The sequence below is a fragment of the Pseudomonas sp. 44 R 15 genome, from assembly GCF_900004965.1.
Taxonomy (GTDB): domain Bacteria; phylum Pseudomonadota; class Gammaproteobacteria; order Pseudomonadales; family Pseudomonadaceae; genus Aquipseudomonas; species Aquipseudomonas orientalis_A.
Genome location: NZ_CVTU01000049.1, coordinates 1 through 17730, shown reverse-complemented (window position 1 = coordinate 17730; position 17730 = coordinate 1). Strand labels below are relative to the sequence as shown.

The 17730-nt window shown below is 64.2% G+C and carries 10 protein-coding genes; 5 read left to right on the top strand and 5 right to left on the bottom strand.

The window, feature by feature from the left end; genetic code table 11:
- Positions 1-335 precede the first annotated feature (335 nt).
- The gene (locus BFP93_RS05870; protein ID WP_065892414.1) at positions 336-590 is read left to right on the top strand and encodes a hypothetical protein; all 255 of its coding nucleotides are present in this window, start codon (positions 336-338) and stop codon (positions 588-590) included.
- A 7-nt stretch (positions 591-597) separates the two neighbouring features.
- Here BFP93_RS05870 and BFP93_RS05865 read toward each other — a convergent pair whose 3' ends face one another.
- On the bottom strand, positions 598-2022 hold the full coding sequence (locus BFP93_RS05865; RefSeq protein ID WP_065892413.1) for an efflux transporter outer membrane subunit: 1425 nt from the start codon (positions 2020-2022) through the stop codon (positions 598-600).
- Positions 2022-2816, bottom strand: coding sequence for a helix-turn-helix transcriptional regulator (locus tag BFP93_RS05860; protein WP_065892412.1), 795 nt, complete (start codon positions 2814-2816; stop codon positions 2022-2024). Before BFP93_RS05860 ends, BFP93_RS05865 begins: the two co-directional genes overlap by 1 nt.
- A 490-nt stretch (positions 2817-3306) precedes the next feature.
- On the opposite strand from BFP93_RS05860, the gene BFP93_RS05855 reads away from it, so the two are divergent.
- Entirely contained in the window at positions 3307-9579 is a 6273-nt protein-coding gene (locus BFP93_RS05855; protein ID WP_065892411.1) for a non-ribosomal peptide synthetase, read from the top strand.
- 325 nt (positions 9580-9904) lie between these two features.
- Here the strand turns inward: BFP93_RS05855 and BFP93_RS05850 are convergent, their stop codons facing one another.
- The 3 genes from BFP93_RS05850 to BFP93_RS05840 all read right to left on the bottom strand — a co-directional run bounded on the left by BFP93_RS05850 (position 9905) and on the right by BFP93_RS05840 (position 13965).
- A complete protein-coding gene (locus BFP93_RS05850) occupies positions 9905-11422 on the bottom strand; it encodes an ArnT family glycosyltransferase (protein WP_065892410.1) in 1518 nt (505 codons plus the stop codon).
- A gap of 21 nt (positions 11423-11443) precedes the next feature.
- Entirely contained in the window at positions 11444-13099 is a 1656-nt protein-coding gene (gene arnT, locus BFP93_RS05845) for a lipid IV(A) 4-amino-4-deoxy-L-arabinosyltransferase (protein ID WP_065892409.1), read from the bottom strand.
- A 188-nt stretch (positions 13100-13287) separates the two neighbouring features.
- Positions 13288-13965: a lipopolysaccharide core heptose(II)-phosphate phosphatase PmrG gene (locus tag BFP93_RS05840; protein ID WP_065892408.1), complete on the bottom strand. Its 678-nt coding sequence runs from the start codon at positions 13963-13965 to the stop codon at positions 13288-13290.
- Between the two features lie 280 nt (positions 13966-14245).
- On the opposite strand from BFP93_RS05840, the gene BFP93_RS05835 reads away from it, so the two are divergent.
- The 3 genes from BFP93_RS05835 to BFP93_RS05825 all read left to right on the top strand — a co-directional run.
- On the top strand, positions 14246-14914 hold the full coding sequence (locus BFP93_RS05835) for an ABC transporter ATP-binding protein (RefSeq protein WP_057721635.1): 669 nt from the start codon (positions 14246-14248) through the stop codon (positions 14912-14914).
- A 1-nt stretch (position 14915) separates the two neighbouring features.
- Positions 14916-17378: an ABC transporter permease gene (locus tag BFP93_RS05830; protein ID WP_065892407.1), complete on the top strand. Its 2463-nt coding sequence runs from the start codon at positions 14916-14918 to the stop codon at positions 17376-17378.
- Positions 17368-17730: lipocalin-like domain-containing protein (locus BFP93_RS05825; protein ID WP_305116790.1), on the top strand; the 363-nt coding region annotated here is incomplete at its 3' end. The genes BFP93_RS05830 and BFP93_RS05825, both read left to right, overlap by 11 nt.

Below are 17730 nucleotides of genomic sequence, written 5' to 3'. Positions count from 1 at the left end.
GCGAGCTTGCTCGCGAAAAACGTCAACGATAACGCGTGTTTCCTGATTGAACGCGGCGCCTGTGGTTTTTCGCGAGCAAGAGCTAGGCGCCCCCCTCGCTCCTACAAAAAGCCTTAACTGAACGACATTACGGGCTTGCGGAGTTTTCCGATAGAAATCGGCTGAAGTAGAAGGATGTTGTTACCGCACGCCCACGTTGGCATCAGGAACCTTTCCCACCGGCTGGCCACGCATGAGTGCTTGTTGAACTCAATGCCCGACGGTGACGGTGGGCAAGTCATGCATCCTTGATCGCACTGCGATTTCGATCCTTTCGTTAAATGAGGCTATACACAATGGTCACGCTCAACACAGCTGACGGTGCAACTTCTCCACGGGCGGGTAAAACCCTTGATCCATTCGAGCGCTTTGGCCAGGTGCCGGCCCATCATGTTATTGGCCAGGTTTTAAAATCCAACCGCAGTGACCTGGAAATGGCCGAGCTGTTGAAATTGCTGTGCACGCTGGTGACAACGCTTAAAACCTGGATGAACAGCGACAACGCACCGCACACGCCCCCCGTGGCCGTGATACCCAAACTGCCGGTCTGAAGCGGCCCTAGCGTGCAGTTGCAAGGCTTGGGGGCTGATCCCACGCGCCGCCGAGCGCGGTGTACAGGTTCACCTGCGCCACCAGTTGCGCCAGGCGATCGACAATCAGCGCCTGCTGTGAATTGAACAACGCGCGCTGCGCATCGAGAAAGGTCAGGTTGCTGTCGACGCCGCTGCGGTAGCGGTGCTGGGCCAGGTCATAGTAGTGCTGGTTGGCGGCGACGAAATCCCGTTGCGCGTTCAGTTGGTCGTCGAAGGTCTGGCGCGCGGCGAGGCCGTCGGCGACTTCCTGGAAGGCGGTCTGGATGGACTTTTCGTACTGTGCCACCGTGATGTCCTTCTGCAGCTTGGCGTAATCAAGGCTGGCACGCAGGCTGCCGGCGTTGAAGATCGGCAGATTGATTTGCGGCTGGAACGTCCAGGTGCCCGCGCCGCCCTTGAACAAACCGGAGAGCTGCGTGCTGGTGCTGCCGGCGTTGGCCGTCAGGGTGATCGACGGAAAGAACGCCGCCCTGGCCGCGCCGATATTGGCGTTGGCCGCCTGCAACTGGTATTCGGCCTGGACGATGTCCGGGCGCCGTTGCAGCAAGTCTGAAGGCAGCCCCGCAGGCACCTGGGCTACCAGGTCGTCGGCCAGGGCGCGTGCGGGCAGGTTGGCGTCCACCGGGCCGCCGACCAGCAGCGTGAGGTTGTTGAGGTCCTGGGCCACCTGGCGTTCGTAGCGGGCCACGCTGGCACGGGTACTTTCCACCGCCGTGCGCGCCTGCACCACGTCGAGCGCCGAGGCCTTGCCGGCGGCTTTGCTGCGGCGGGTCAGTTGCCAGCTGCGATCGTTGGCCGCCAGGGTCTGCTCGGCCAGGGCCAGCAACTCCTGGTCGGCACGCCAGGTCAGGTAGGCGTTGGCGACGTTGGCCACCAGGCTCAACTGTGCGCTGCGCCGCGCTTGTTCGGTGCCCAGGTAAGTCAGCATGGCCTGTTCGCTGAGGCTGCGGACGCGGCCGAACAGGTCGAGTTCATAGGCACTCAGGCCCAGGGTGGCGGAGTAGTTGGCGGTGATCGCCGACTGGCCGGTGCCGGTCACGCCCGCCGGCAATTTCTGACGCTTGCCGGCGGCCGTGGCCGACACCGCCGGGAACAGGTCGGCGCGCTGAATGCGGTACTGCGCCTGGAAGGCCTGCACATTCAGTGCGGCTACCCGCAGGTCGCGGTTGTTGGCCAATGCAGCGTCGATCAACGGCGCCAGCGCCGGGTCGTGGAACAGGTGGCGCCAGTCCACGGTGCCGGGCAGTGTGCCGGCCTGCGTCTGGCGGTACACCCCGTCCTGGGGGTAGTGGGTCGGCACGGGCGCGTCGGGGCGCTGATACTCGGGGATCAGCGAACACCCGCCGAGCATCCAGGCTGCGCCAACGGCGGCAAGGGTGAATTTTTGCATCAGGCGCCCACCATCCATTTGGCCAGGCCGTGTCGGCCACTCACGCCGAGCTTCGCGGCGGCGCGCTTGAGGTAGGTTTCAATCGAGCTGTTTTTCACACTGAGTTTTTCCGCGATCTGCGGCACGGTGCCGCCGGTCAACAGGCCCAGGCAAACTTCCTGCTCGCGGGCCGAGAGGGTGATGTCGCTCAGCGCCAGGCGCTTGTAGAACTCACGCTGCAATTGCGACTGCTCCAGCCCGATGGGCCCAGGCTCCGCCTCGGTGTGCGGCGCCTGGCGCAGGATCTGCACGTGGCGCTCCATCAACGGCAGCAAGGTTTCGGACAGGCACTTGAGAAACGACAGCTGCGCCAGGGAAAACCCGCGCTCGGCAGGCGGTCGGTAGAACGAAATCACACAGCGCCGATGGCCCTGGCGCGAGACCAGGTTGCACTGGTGCGAACTGCCGCGCGGGTGCGCGCTGTCGGCCTTGGCTTTCATCTGGATCAGCAGCGGGTCCTGCATGCGCAGCATCTGGCGCAGCAGCGGATGGTCGTCAAGCGAGTGCAGTGTCTGGGGCGCGGGCAGGTCTTCGTTCAGCCCGGCACTGCCCAGCAGCTTGATATCCAGCACCCTGTCGCGCAGTTCATCGAGGCTCCATTCGCTGAGGTCCACCAGATGAACCGGTATCCATTTGTCCACCAGGTGCAGCATGTTCGCGGCGAAATTGGCCTGGCCACTGCTGGAAATGAGCTTGCCCATTTCGGCGTAGAACTGTGGGTTCTGGGTGTCGGTAATACTAGGGGTCAGACTCATAGCCATCTCATCCTTGATGTCGAAAACCGTCAACGGAGGCCCTGGGTCTGTTCGGGGCGCTCCGTACTGCTTGAACGTAACTCGGCGTTCGAGATTTCATTTAGCCATAGCGATTTGTCCTACGTATGTAGCAGAAACGAGGGACACAAGCTGCCATAAAATCCGCGTCATTAATTCGACGTTTCCTGCAGATAATTCAGCAGACGAAAAGGAGGGGCGAATCTTTAATGGTGCTTAACATGCTGATAAATAAAGAAAATACACAAATTAAAAAATACTTTTCAAATTAAACGTCGGACAGATATAGCCAATCTCCTACATGGCTTTCATCGTTTCAGCAATGAACCCTCCGACAAGCCCTTGTCGATCCGTTTGGATGTCCGGGTTTCGGGTGTCAGGCGCCTGTGCTTGACCATGCTCAAATCCGCTCAATTCGTGGTAATGGGCGACCCTGCGCGGCCAGTGCCTGACCCCCCATGAGAAGGATCTTATGACGCAACTTTCCAGCCCGCCGGCCAGCTTCCCCCTTACCGCCGCGCAACACGACATCTGGCTTGACCAACTGCGCGTGGGTCACTCGCCGTTGTACAACATCGGCGGTTACGTTGATCTGGCCGGCGCCGTCGCACCCGCATTGATCCAGCGTGCGATCGAGTTGCTGGTGGCCCGGCACGACGCATTGCGCACCCAACTGCACAGCGGCGCCGATGGCTTGCCCCGGCAAACCTTCGCCGCCGAATGGACGGTGGAAGTACCGCAGTACGACTTCTGCGGCTTGCCCGACCCCGAGGCCGCCGCCCAGTCCTTGATCCAGACGCAAATGGCCCGGCCCTACGCCATGAGCGGCGAACCGTTGTTTGGTTTTTTCCTGATCAAGCTCGACGACGATCATTACCGCCTTGGCACCCAGGCCCACCACCTGATCCTCGACGGCTGGGGGTTCGGCCAGATGCTGCAGTCCCTTGCCCAGCTGTACACCGCCGTGCAGCACGGCCGGCAACCGGAGGGGGTGGCGCCGTCGTATATCGACTACATCGACACTGACCAGCGCTACCGGCAATCGGCCCGCTACGCGCGCGATCGCGACTATTGGCTGGACAAATACCAGGTGCTGCCCGAGCCGCTGCTCACGCCAAGGCACACCGCCAAGGCCGCGAGCAACACGTGCGTGCAACCCTTCCCGGTGGCGCTGCTCAAGCGCATGGAACACGTGGCCAGCCGCTACCAGGCTTCGGCGTTCCATGTGTTGCTGGCGGCGCTGTACGTGTATTTCACCCGTACCGGCCAGCGCGATGAATGGGTGGTGGGCCTGCCGATGCTCAACCGCTCCAACGCGCGCTTTCGCGCCACGGTCGGCTTGTTCGCCCAGGTCAGCGCGGTGCGGTTGCAGTTCAGCGAAGCCTTGAGTTTCGCTGAACTGGTGCGCGGTGTGCGCGATCAGCTCAAGCAGGACATGCGCCACCAGCGCTTCCCCCTCAGTGAGATGAACCGCGAACTGGGCCTGCGGCGTACGGATCGCGGACAGTTGTTCGACCTGTCGGTGTCGTTCGAGCAGGACGACCATGACCTGCTCTACGGTCAGGTGCAGGCCCGTGCGGTCAAGGTGTCCAACCACCATGAGCCGCTGCCGCTGGCGATTCACTTGCGCAGCAACCGCTACCAGGACACGGCGTGCCTGCATTGCGTCTATAACGAGGCGTACTTCGAGCAGGGCGACATGCAGGCCTTGGCAGAGCGCCTCACCGGCTTGCTGGAGCAGGGCCTGGCAGACACGACGCTGACGGTGGGCCAATTTGCGTTGCTGACGCCTCAGGACCAGGCCCGGTTGCAGCAATGGAATGCCACCGCGCAACCCAACACCGCGCCGCAGACCCTGCATGGGCGTGTCGAGGCTCAAGCCGAGCGCACGCCGCACGCGGTTGCGGCGGTGTACCAGGCACGGCAACTGACGTACGCGCAACTCAACCGGCAGGCCAATGCGCTGGCCCACCAACTGTTGGCCCACGGCGTGCAGCCGGATGACCGCGTCGCGGTGCTGGCGCGACGCGGCCTGGAGACCCTGGCCGGGTTGCTGGCGGTGCTCAAGGCCGGCGCCTGCTATGTGCCGATAGACCCGGCCCATCCCGCCGAACGCTTGAATTATCTGCTGCACGACAGCGCGCCCGTGGCGGTGCTGACCCAGCGCGACCTGCTGCATCGCCTGCCGGCCCTGGGTGTGCCGGTGCTTGCGCTGGACGCCTCCAGCGACCCCGGCGCCGACGGCAACCCCCAGGTCGCAGTGACTCCGGCCCACCTTGCCTATGTGATTTACACCTCCGGCTCCACGGGCTTGCCCAAGGGCGTAATGGTCGAGCACCACAGCGTGTCCAACCTGGTGGACTGGCATTGCCAGGCCTTCGACCTGCACGCGGGCAGCCATACCGCCAGTGTCGCCGGTTTTGGTTTCGATGCGATGGCCTGGGAAGTCTGGCCGGCGCTGTGCGTCGGCGCGACCCTGCACCTGCCGCCCGCCCATGACGGCGCGGAAGATATCGATGCGCTGCTCCAGTGGTGGCGCGCCCAGCCATTGGACGTGTGTTTCCTGCCCACGCCGGTGGCCGAATACGCGTTCAGCCAGAACCTGGCGCACCCCACCTTGCGCACCTTGCTGATCGGCGGCGACCGCCTGCGCGGGTTCAACCGCGCGCAACGCTTCGACGTCATCAACAACTACGGCCCGACCGAAGCCACCGTGGTCGCCACCTCCGGGCGCGTTGACGCCGGCCAGCCGCTGCACATCGGCGCGCCCATTACCAATGCCCTTATCTACCTGCTGGACGCGCAACAACGGCCGGTGCCGGTTGGCGTCGTGGGGGAGCTGTATGTCGGTGGCCAAGGCGTGGCGCGCGGCTACCTGAACCGTCCTGAATTGACGGCCGAACGCTTTCTCGACGACCCCTTCAGCGGCGGCCGTATGTACCGCAGCGGTGACCTGGCGCGCTGGCTGCCGGACGGCAGCCTGGAATACCTGGGGCGCAATGACGACCAGGTGAAGATCCGGGGTGTGCGTATCGAACTGGGGGAAATCGAAGCGGCCCTGGCGACGCATCCGTCGATCAAGACCGCCGTGGTGGAATATCGCGAAGGGCAATTGCTGGCCTGGTTCATCGCGCATCACCCGGTGGAGATCGAAACCCTTCGCGCCCATCTGCACGTCTCGCTGCCAGATTACATGCTGCCGGCGGCCTACGTTCATCTTGACGCGTTGCCCCTGACCGCCAATGGCAAGCTCGACCGCAAGGCGTTGCCGGCGCCGACCCAGGCGGCCTTTGTCACCCGCCGCTATGAGGCGCCTCGCGAGGGCGTCGAGACCACCCTGGCGCAGATCTGGGCCGAGTTGCTGCAGGTGCAACAGGTCGGCAGGCATGACCATTTCTTCGAACTGGGCGGGCACTCGCTGCTGGCGGTGCAGCTGGTGCAGCGCATGCGCGAGGCGGGCCTGCAGGCCGATGTGCAGGTGTTGTTCGGCCAGCCCACCCTGGCCGCGTTGGCGGCGGCCAGTGACGGCGGCGAAGTGGCGGTGCCGGCCAATCGCATCCCGGCCGGTTGCACGCAGATTACGGCGGACATGCTTGCCCTGGCCGACCTCGACCAGCCCAGCCTGGACCGCATCGTCGCCGGCATCCCCGGTGGCGCCGGCAATGTGCAGGAGATCTACCCGCTGGCGCCGTTGCAGGAAGGCTTGCTCTATCACCACATCACCGACGAGCGCGATCCCTACCAGCAGCATGCGATGTTCAGTTTTGCGCGCCGCGAGCAGTTGGACGCGTTTGCCCAGGCGCTGCAACAGGTGATCGACCGTCACGACATCCTGCGCACCAGCCTGGTGTGGGATGCCCTTGAACAGCCGATGCAGGTGGTGTGGCGGCACGCGCAGTTGCCGTTCGAACCGCTGCGTGACCCCGCCCGGCCGCTGGACCTGCGCCACGCGCCGCTGATGGCCCTGGATTACGCCGAAGAACCGCACCAGCAGCGCTGGGTGGCCAGGCTGCGCTTCCATCACTTGGTCAACGACGCCACCTCGACCACCGTGCTGGTGGACGAAATTCGTGCCCATCTGCTCGGTCAACAGGCGCAGTTGCCGATGCCGGTGCCGTACCGCAACGTGGTCGCGCAGACCCGTTCAGTACAGCGGCAAGCGGCCCACGAGGCGTTCTTTCGTGAGCGCCTGGCGGACGTGGATGAACCGACGCTGGCCTTCGGCTTGCAGGAGCGCCAGGCCGATCGGGCTGAAATCGAAGAGTGCGTGCAGGCGCTCGATGCATCACTCAACCAACGCCTGCGTGCCCAGGCTCGCGCGGTTGGGGTCAGTGCCGCCAGCCTGTTTCACCTCGCGTGGGCGCAGGTGCTCAGCCGCGTGGCCGGCCGCGAAGATGTGGTGTTCGGCACGGTGTTGCTCGGTCGCCTGCAAGCGGGCGAGGGCGCGGATCGTGCCCTGGGCATGTTTATCAACACCTTGCCGCTGCGCGTGCGCCTGGCCGGGCAAAGCGTGGCAGACGCATTGACCGACACCCATCAGCAACTGAGCGCCTTGCTCGTGCATGAGCAAGCCTCGTTGGCCCTGGCCCAGCGTTGCAGCCGCGCCGCGCCGCTGTTCAACAGCCTGCTCAATTATCGTCACACCAGCGCCGAGCCGGCGTTGAACCTGGTGCCGGGCATCGCCTTGCTCAGCAGCGAGGACATCCTCAGTTATCCGCTGATGCTCACGGTGGACGACATCGCCAGCGGCTTTCGGCTCAAGGCCAAGGCGCCGCGTACAGTGGGGGCCGAGCGTGTGCTGGGTTATTTCGCCACCGCGCTCGGCGGTCTGGTCGAGGCGTTGGAACAGGCGCCGGCGACCCCGGTGCGCGATGTGCAGGTAATGCCCTCCAGCGAGTTGCAACAGCTGGTGGTGGACTTCAACGCCACCGTCACCGCCTATCCCGAAACCCTCACCGTGCAAGCGCTGTTCGAGGCCCAGGCGCGGCAACTGCCGGATGCCGTTGCGGTGCAGGCAGGCACGCAGCAACTGACCTATCGCGAACTCAACCAACGCGCCAATCAGCTGGCCTTTCACCTGCGCGAGCAGGGTGTAAAGCCCGATTCGCGGGTGGCGCTGTGCGTCGAACGCGGGCTGGACCTGGTGGTGGGTTTGCTGGGGATTCTCAAGGCCGGTGGCGCTTATGTGCCGTTGGACCCAGGCTATCCCCGCGAGCGCCTGGCCTACATGCTGCAAGACAGCCAACCGGTGGCGCTGCTGCTCCAGGCCGCCACCCGTGATTGTGTGCAGGATGTGGCGGTGCCGGTGATCGATTTCGACCACTGCAGCTGGCACCAGGCACCGGCCGACAACCCCGTGGTGCCGGGTTTGACGGTCGACCACCTGGCCTACGTGATGTACACCTCCGGCTCCACCGGCACCCCCAAGGGCGTGATGATCGAGCATCGCGGCCTGGGCAACCTCATGCACTGGGGCTCCCGGCTGTGCCCGCCGACCGCGGGTGGTGCCTTGCTGCAACGCGCGCCGTTCAGCTTCGACGGCTCGGTGTGGGAGCTGTTCTGGCCGCTGACCCAGGGCATGCGCCTGGTGCTGGCGCGACCCGACGGGCATCGCGAGCCGGCGTACCTGGCGCAGGTAATCCGCGAGCAGCGCATCAGCGTGATCAAGTTCGTACCGGCGATGTTGCAGCAGTTTCTCGAATTGGAAGCGTCATCCCTGTGCACCAGCCTGACCGACGTACTGTGCGGCGGTGGCGAGCTGACCGAGGCCCTGGCGCGCGGGGTGCAGGCGCGCTTGCCTGGCGTGCGCTTGCATAACGTGTATGGGCCCACCGAAGCCACGGTGGACAGCAGTGCGTGGACCCTGGAACCGGGCGCGCCGGTGCCCGCGCTGCAACTGCCGATCGGCCGGGCGATCGACAACACCCGCCTGTATGTACTGGATGACCACGACAGACCGGTGCCGATGGGCATCAGCGGCCAACTGCACATTGGCGGCGTCGGGGTTGCCCGTGGGTACCTGGGCCTGGCCGAGATGACTGCCGAACGCTTCATCGACAGCCCCTTCGTCGCCGGCGACCGGCTCTATCGCACCGGCGACCTGGTGCGCTACCTGCCGGACGGCAACCTGGAATTCCTCGGGCGCAATGACTTCCAGGTCAAACTGCGCGGCGTGCGCCTGGAGCTGGGCGAGATCGAAGCGCGCCTGGCCGCTCATCCGGCCTTGCGCGAAGTGGCGGTGCTGATTCGCGACGAGCGCCTGGTGGCCTACTTCACCCTGCGCGAGCAGGCCCCCGGCCTGGATGCGTTGCGCGCCCATGTGCTGGAACAGCTGCCTGAATACATGGTGCCGGCCGCCTTCGTGCAACTCGATAAACTGCCGCTCAACCCCGCGGGCAAACTCGACCGCAAGGCCTTGCCGGAGCCGGGGCTGGAAGCGGTGATCAGCCGCGCCTATGAAGCGCCTCAGGGCGAGGTGGAAAACCTGATGGCCACGATCTGGGCGCAGGTGCTGAAACTGGAACGGGTAGGGCGGCACGACCACTTCTTTGAACTGGGCGGGCATTCGTTGCTGGCAGTCAACCTGGTGGCCCGCCTGCGCAAGGCCGGGCTGGAGGTGGATGCACGGACGCTGTTCAGCCAGCCGACACTGGCGCAACTGGCGGCGCGCACGCTGCCGCAAGCGCCGCCGGTGGAAGTGGCGCAAACCGCCATCCCCCAACTCAACCGCCGCCGCCGAATCTAGGCACACTGAGGGAGGGGGCTTGCTCCCGATGAAGGAGTGTCAGCAGTGGATGTATCAGCTGACCCACCGCCATCGGGGGCAAGCCCCCTCCCACATTTAACGGTGTTGCCTGCCCCGCCATCGAACGCCGTCAGCCTTGCATCTCAACCACCGCCGCCGAATCCAGGCACTGAAAGCGCCGTCTGTAGGAGCGAGCTTGCTCGCGAAAAACTCACAGGCACCGCGCTCATTCAGAAAGCACGCGTTATCGTTGACGTTTTTCGCGAGCAAGCTCGCTCCTACAAAAAGCCTTGAGTGACTGGCATTGGGGCTTGCCCCCTTCCACTCAATGCCCGTCGGGAATAAACGCCACGCTCCCCCCCGATCGACTCTTGAATAACCGCTCGCCATTGTCCGGCTGCGTCGTGACCACTTGATGATCAGCCGCCAAAAATGCCAACGGCTGGGGGTCTTGCCTGGAGTACTGCGCAACGATAATCGTGTGTTGCGGATCGAACCCCTGGCCGCTGGTTTTTTCCAGCCAGGCCATGAACGCGGCGCTGTCGCCCTGGCGCGGGAAGTCTTGGTTTTCGCTGACGTAGTAGAACGGCTTGCCGCCGTTTTGCAGGTACATCGGCAACTTGTTGTCCACTTCCACCAGCACCAGTTGCCATTGGTTCCAGGGTGCGCTTTTCACAGCCTGGGCTTTTACATCCTCGGCAAAGCGGGTGACGCCGCCGTTGCCGGTGCTCCAGGGGTAGATCACACCCAGCACCAACAGCAGCAGGCCTGCACCAATACCGAAGCCTTTTTGCCAGCGCGGCCACCGGGCCGGTTGCTGGTGCAGGCGTTCGCTCAGCCACCAGGCGCCGAGCAGTTGGGCAAATGGCACCAGGGGCAGTACGTAGTAGCTGCGTCGGCTGCCGCTGGCGGTGAAGAAGACGAACAACAGGCCCAGCCCCCACACCAGCCAGCGCACGTTAGGCGGTGTATGGCGCCAGTGACGGATGGCGAGCCATGCGCCGAGCACCCAGCACGGCGCCCACGGCAGGGTGTAGGCCGGCAGGTAGATCAGGTAGGTGTAGATCGGGCCCATATGGTCGAAGGGGTCGAAGAAACGCACCACGTTTTCGCGAAACACCAGTTGCAGGCCGCTCTCGCCGTAGGTGGGGGCGCCGTAGAGATGGGACAGTACGAAAGGAATCGCATAGAACGCGCCGGCGATCAGCAGCGCCAGTACCAGCCTCGGGTTGAGATGGCGTTTGTAGCGCTGCTGGCTGAGCAGATGCGGCAGCAGCACCAGCCCCGGCAGCACGAACCCGATCAAGCCTTTGAACAGCGACGTTGCCGCCAGCAACAGGAAGAACACGGTATAGCGCCCCAGCCGGGTGTCGTCCGGCCCGCGCCAATACCACCAGACTGCCGCCAGCACGCCGCACACGGTCAGCACATCGGCGGTGGCCACGCGGGCCCAGAACAGGAAGTAGAAGGTGGTGGCAAGCATCCAGCCGGCGATCAGTCCGGTGCCTTTGCGAAACAGCTGTTCGCCGATCAGGTACACCAGCCAGATGCTCAGCCAGGCCGCGATCACCGATGACAGGCGCAGTGACCAGGGACACAGGCCGCCCATGATGTTGGCCAGACCGGTGATCAGCCAGTAGGAGGGCAGGGGTTTGTCGTAATAGGGCGCGCCCTTCAGGTACGGATCGAAGTAGTCACCGCTTTGCAGCATCTGCAGGGCGATGTTCGCCCAGCGCGTTTCCGGCCCCCACAGGTCGCGACTGCCCAGGCCCAGCAGCAGGAGCAAGGCCGAGACGCCGAGCAATAAAATGAGGGCGCCGCGTTCGGTTTTGCACAAGCGCATGGGCTTTTCCTGTGAGGGTGATCAAGGTTGTTGAGGGTAAATCGTCAGTACCAGGTTGCCCTTGCGGTAGCGCTTGCCACCGCTCGGCAGTTGGCCTTCTTCAAGGTGTTCGCTGGTGTTCTTGACGCGCATCAGCACGCCGACCGAACCCTGCGTTCGAGCATCCTTCAACCAGGACTGAACGCTGTCCAGGGTGACCTTGCGCTGTTGCGTATCCGGGTAATCCAGGCCGTAGCGCAGTTCCCCCGCAGTGTTGTAGAACGCCACCTGCGGCCGGCGCAGGCGCCAGGCCAGGGCCGCCGCCGAACCCAGTTCATTGCTCAGCAGAGCACGGGTGTGTTGCAGTTCATCCAGATGCTCAAGCACGAACGGGTCGGGCATTTCATTATCCGCAATGATCTGCGGCATGCTCGCCGGCAGCAGCGCCACCAGCAGGCCGATACCCAGGGCCGGCATCGCCCATAACGTCAACGGGCGCATCGCTTGCAGCAGGTTGGCCAGGATCCAGCCGAGCAGCACGATAAAGGCCAGGGACAGGTTGAACATTTCGGCGTGGCTGTTGCTGTAGATCGGGTTGGCGATCTGCAGGTAAATCAGCGCCACCATGGCCGTCATGCCGAGGATGAAATTGAGCGTGCCGTTGATGAAGATCGCACGGGTTTTGCGCTGGTTGAGCAGGTCGATCAAGGCATGGCCCATCAGCAACGCCAGGGGTAACAGGCACGGCATGATGTAGGTGGGCAGCTTGCCGCTGCTCAGGCTGAAGAAGCCCAGGGGCAGCAACAGCCACAGGGCCAGAAAGGCTATGGCCGGCTCGCGCCTGTGTTTCCAGGCGTTGAGCAGGGTGGCGGGCAGCAGACCGGACCAGGGCAGGCACGCCACCACCATGATCGGCAGGAAAAACCACCCTGGCCGCACATGCTGTGCAGTGTCCGAGGCGAAACGGCGGATGTGTTCATGCCAGAAGAAGAAACGCCAGTAATCCGGTTCGCGCCCATGGATCGCCAGCGCCCACGGCAGGCAGACCAGCACCGCGACGAGGATCGCCAACGGGCCGTAGCGCAGCAACTCGCCGACGCGGCGCTGCCAGATCATATAAGGCAGGGCGATCAGCACCGGCAACAGCCACGCCAGAAAGCCCTTGGTCATGAAGCCCACGCCGCAGGCCAGTCCCAGTACGGCCCAGGCTCCCAGGCGCGCGCGCGGCGTGGTGCCGTCGAGCGCAAACCAGAGGGCGACCAGGCTCAGGTTGACCCAGAACGTGAATTGCGGATCGAGGTTGGAATACCCGGCTTGCCCGGCCACCAGGCCAAAACTCATGTAGAGCAGCGCGCAGGCAAAGCTTTTGCGCGGGTCGTTCCACAGGCGGCGGGCCATCAGGTAGGCCAGCAGCACGCTCAACGCCGAGGTCAGGACAGAGGCGATACGCACGCCGAACAGGTTCTCGCCAAACACGGCCTGGCCCAGGGCAATCAGCCAATAACCCGCGACCGGTTTCTCGAAATAACGCACCCCCATGAAGTGCGGCGCCACCCAGTTGCCGCTTATCAGCATTTCCTGGCTGACCTGGGCGTAGCGGGTTTCATCCGGGGTCCACAAACCGTGCAAACCCAACGGCAGCACCAGGAAAATCACCAGGCCAAGCAGCAGCACCGGCAAGGGCTTCAATCGGGTCATGAACACCTCGCTGCTTGATGTTCAGGGGCAGGCGCGAAGTTTGAATAATCAACGGCGTCGAACATTAAGATAATCACTGATTCATCAGAAAAGTTAGGGCGTCCTGAACTAACAGGCGCGCTTAACATGCCAGACGCGGGCTGTCGTTTTGCTGAACGCACTACTCGGCAATATGTAAAAAAGTGTATTTAAAGTTGTTTCAGTGCGGCCGCCCAGTCCTGACTTTTCATAGTGCCGATGGCTTTGAGTTTGCCGTCGGGCAATACCTGCACGAACACGGCGCTGCCGTACTCGGCAGCCCGTGCATGGGGATAGCCGAGGGCCTCCTGCAAGTCACTCATGCAGGCGCTGTGGGTGATCAGCATCAGGTTGCGCCCCGCCTGTTTATGGCTGAGGGCTTCTTCGCCCATGGCGTCACCGCAGATGGCGAGGGGGCCGGGGGACAACTCGGTCTTGCCGAACATGAACAACGACGTTTGCGCGGTGCGCGTGGTGGGGCTGCTGAGCACGTCGGTGCGCTCCATGCCCAGTGTTTGAAAGGCGCTGCCCAGGGCGGCCGCGCGTTGCGTGCCATTGACCGTCAGGCCGTCGGCGGGTCCGTAGCAGGGATTGTCCGAGCGATCACAACGCTCTTCATGCCGCACCAGCACGATCAGGTCGCCGTTGCGCCATCCGGCCAGCACCCCGGAAGTGACCAGGCGGTTGCCTGTGCCCAGATCCTGCGGTGACCTTGGCCAGAATAAAAAAGCGCTCAGCAGCAGGGCGAATACGATGACGCCCGCCACCGGCACGCGGAATTTTCTCAGGCGCTGTAACCTCGCCCTTCGGGGTTTGGTCAGGGTAATGTCTGCCACGCTGTTCACCATAGGTACACGTAATTGTTTTGTTGTTAAAAGACCGGCGCAACTCATACGGCAGATGTTCCTGGTGGAGCAAAAGCCTGTCACAAGGCTGCTGTCTTTCAGCTGAACATATGGGTATTAAGAAGCAACGCGTGGGGCAACTTTAAAGTTGTCTGTTAGTGCTGCGAGGGTGGGGAATTTAAAGTGTTCGGAGTGGGCAGGCGGTGAAATCAATGTGAAAAAATTGCGTGGGAACGTCCATCAGCCGTTATTCTCGTTTGCAGTCCTTAACCCGAGCGTTCGTATGTTGCAGGTAGAAGGTGTTGTTAAAAATTACGCCACCCCCCAAGGCCCGCTGACAGTTCTTGCGGGTGTCGACCTGCACCTGGGGGCGCGCAGCAGCCTGGCGCTGATGGGCGAGTCGGGCAGCGGCAAAAGCACGTTGCTGCACCTGGTGGCCGGGCTGGATCGGGTGGATGGCGGCAGCATTCTGATCGGCGACCAGCGCCTGGATCGCCTCAACGAAGGGCAACTGGCCCAGTGGCGGCGCACCGAAATCGGCCTGGTGTTCCAGCAGTTCAACCTGATCGGCAGTTTGCGTGTGGAGGACAACCTGGCGTTTCAGGCGCGCCTGGCCGGGCGGTTCGATGCGCAGTGGCAGGCGCAGTTGGTGGAGCGCCTGGGCCTGGGCGATTTGCTCAAGCGTTACCCGGAACAGCTCTCCGGCGGCCAGCAACAGCGGGTGGCGGTGGGGCGTGCACTGGCGTCGCGCCCCGGCTTGTTGTTGGCCGATGAGCCCACCGGCAATCTTGACGAAACCACCAGCGATGAGGTGCTGCAACTGCTGCTCGACCTGTTGCGCGACAGCCCTACCAGCCTGTTGATGGTCACGCACAGCCCGCGCCTGGCCGCACGCCTGGATCAGCAGGTGGTGTTGCATCACGGCCGCGTCGTGCCGATGGAGCCGCGCTGAGATGGCAGTGTTCTACTGGGCGCTGCGTGCGCTGTTGAGCCATTGGCGGCGCCACCCGGTGCAGTTTTTCAGCGTGCTGACCGGCCTGTGGCTGGCCACCGCGTTATTGACCGGGGTGCAGGCCCTTAATAGTCAGGCGCGGGACGGTTACGCGCGGGCCAGCCAATTGATCGGCGGCGAACCGCAAGCCAGCCTGAGTGCGCCGGACGGTGCCGGATTCGCGCAAGCCGTGTTCGCCGAACTGCGCCGTGCCGGGTGGCCGGTGTCACCGGTGGTGCAGGGGCGGGTGGTGCTCAAGGGGCATGAAGAGCAGCGTCTGCAATTGATGGGCATCGAGCCGGTGTCGTTGCCCGGCAGCGGCAGCGTGGCGGGGCAACGCTTGAGCCAGGCGCAGATACTGGCGTTTTTCGACGCGCCGGGGCGCACCTGGATTGCCGCGCAAACCTTGCAGGCGCTCGGCCTGCAGGAAGGCGAGCAACCGCTGACGGCCAACGGGCAACGCCTGCCGCCGCTGCAAGTGCAGCCGGACATGGCCCCCGGCATGCTGCTCACCGATATCGGTTTCGCCCAACCGTTGCTCGACATGCAGGGCCGGCTGTCGCGTCTGCTGCTGGACAACACCTTCGCCGCCCGTCATCCCACGCCACCTGCCGGGTTGCAACTCAAGCAGGGCGACGACAACAACCTTTCGCGCCTCACCGAAAGCTTTCACCTGAACCTCGACGCCCTGGGCTTTTTGTCCTTTGTGGTGGGGCTGTTTATCGTGCATGCGGCCATCGGCCTGGCCCTGGAGCAGCGCCGGGGCCTGCTGCGCACCTTGCGTGCCTGCGGGGTCAGCGCACGCCTGCTGATCCTGAGCCTGGGCGTGGAGCTGGGATTCCTGGCGCTGCTGGGCGGCGTACTCGGCGTTGCCAGCGGATACCTGCTCGCCAGTCTTTTGCTGCCGGATGTGGCGGCCAGCTTGCGCGGCCTCTATGGCGCCGAAGTCGCCGGCCAACTGAGCTTGAGCCCCTGGTGGTGGCTGGCAGGCCTGGGCTTGAGCCTGCTGGGTGCGTTGCTCGCCGGGGCCAGCAGCCTGTGGCGCGCGGCACGCCTGCCGCTGCTGGCGCTGGCCAACGCCCAGGCCTGGCACGAAGCCCACGGGCGTTGGTTGCGACGCCAGGGCTGGGTGGCGGGCGTGGCGCTGGTCGTTGCGCTGCTGGCGCTGGTCTGGGGCAACAGCCTGACCGCCGGGTTCGTGCTGATGGCGGCCTTGCTGCTGGGCGCCGCACTCGGCCTGCCGGTGCTGCTCAATGGGGTGTTGAAGGGCGTGCTGGGACGCAGCCGTTCGGTGCTGGGCCAATGGTTTCTCGCCGACTGCCGTCAGCAATTGCCGGCCCTGAGTCTGGCCCTGATGGCATTGTTGCTGGCCCTGGCGGCGAATATCGGTGCGGGCTCCATGACGTCGGGGTTTCGCAGCACGTTCAATAACTGGCTGGAGCAGCGTCTCACCGCCGAGCTGTACCTCAACCCGCAAAATCCGGCCCAGGCGCAGCACTTGCAAACCTGGCTGGCGCAACAACCACGGGTGTGCGCGGTGCTGCCCGGCTGGCAAGTCGCGGTGCAGTTGCAGGGCTGGCCGGCGGAGGTGTTCGGCGTGGTCGACGACCCCACCTATCGCCAGCACTGGCCGCTGCTGGAGGCGGCCAGCGCACCCTGGGACCGCTTGCTGCAGGACGACAGCGTGATGCTCAGCGAGCAATTGGCGCGACGCTTGAACGTGCGCCTGGGCGACACCATTCAATTCCCCACGCCCCAGGGCCCATGGGCACCGACAATCGTCGGCATCTACGCCGACTACGGCAACCCCAAGGGCCATCTATTGGTCAACGCCAAGCACTTGCTGGCGCATTGGCCGACGCTGTCACCGGTGCGTTTCAACCTGCGCGTGGCACCCCAGGATGTGCCGCCGCTGGTGCGGGATGTGCAGCGTGAGTTCGACCTGGAAGACAGCCGCATCATCGATCAACAGCAACTGAAGGGGTGGTCCAGCCAGGTCTTCGAGCGCACCTTCGCCGCCACCGCCGCGTTGAACAGCCTGACCCTTGGCGTGGCGGGTGTGGCGCTGTTCATCAGCCTGTTGACCCAGAGCCAGAGTCGCCTCGGCCAACTGGCGCCGTTGTGGGCACTGGGGGTCACGCGCCGCCAACTGATGCTGCTCAACCTGGGCCAGACCTGGCTGCTGGCGGTGCTTACCCTGGTGCTGGCGTTGCCCCTGGGGCTGCTGCTGGCGTGGTGCCTGGATGCAGTGATCAACGTGCAAGCCTTTGGCTGGCGCCTGCCATTGCAGGTGTTCCCCGGGCAGCTGGCGCAGTTGATGGGCCTGGCGATGCTTGCCACGCTGCTGGCGTCGGCCTGGCCATTGTGGCAGCTGTACCGCAGCCGCCCGGCGGATTTGTTGAGGACGTTTGCCCATGAAGATTAAAGCGTTGGGGCTGGCGCTGTTGCTGCTGCTGAGCGCATGCGATAAAGCCCCCGCACCCCAGGAAAGCTTTGCCGGTCTTGGCAGCGATGCCGCCGACTTCGTCCAGGTGGTGCCCGGCAAAGTGTTCGCGTTCCCCGAGGACCACGGCCCACATCCAGGCTTTCGCATCGAATGGTGGTACGTCACCGCCAACCTCAAGGACGCCCAGGGCAACGCCTTCGGCGTGCAGTGGACGTTGTTTCGCAATGCCGTGAAGTCCGGGCCAGCGCAACCGAGCTGGCGCGACTCCACGATCTGGCTCGGCCATGCCGCCGTCACCTCCGCCAGCCGCCACTACGCCGCCGAGCGCTTT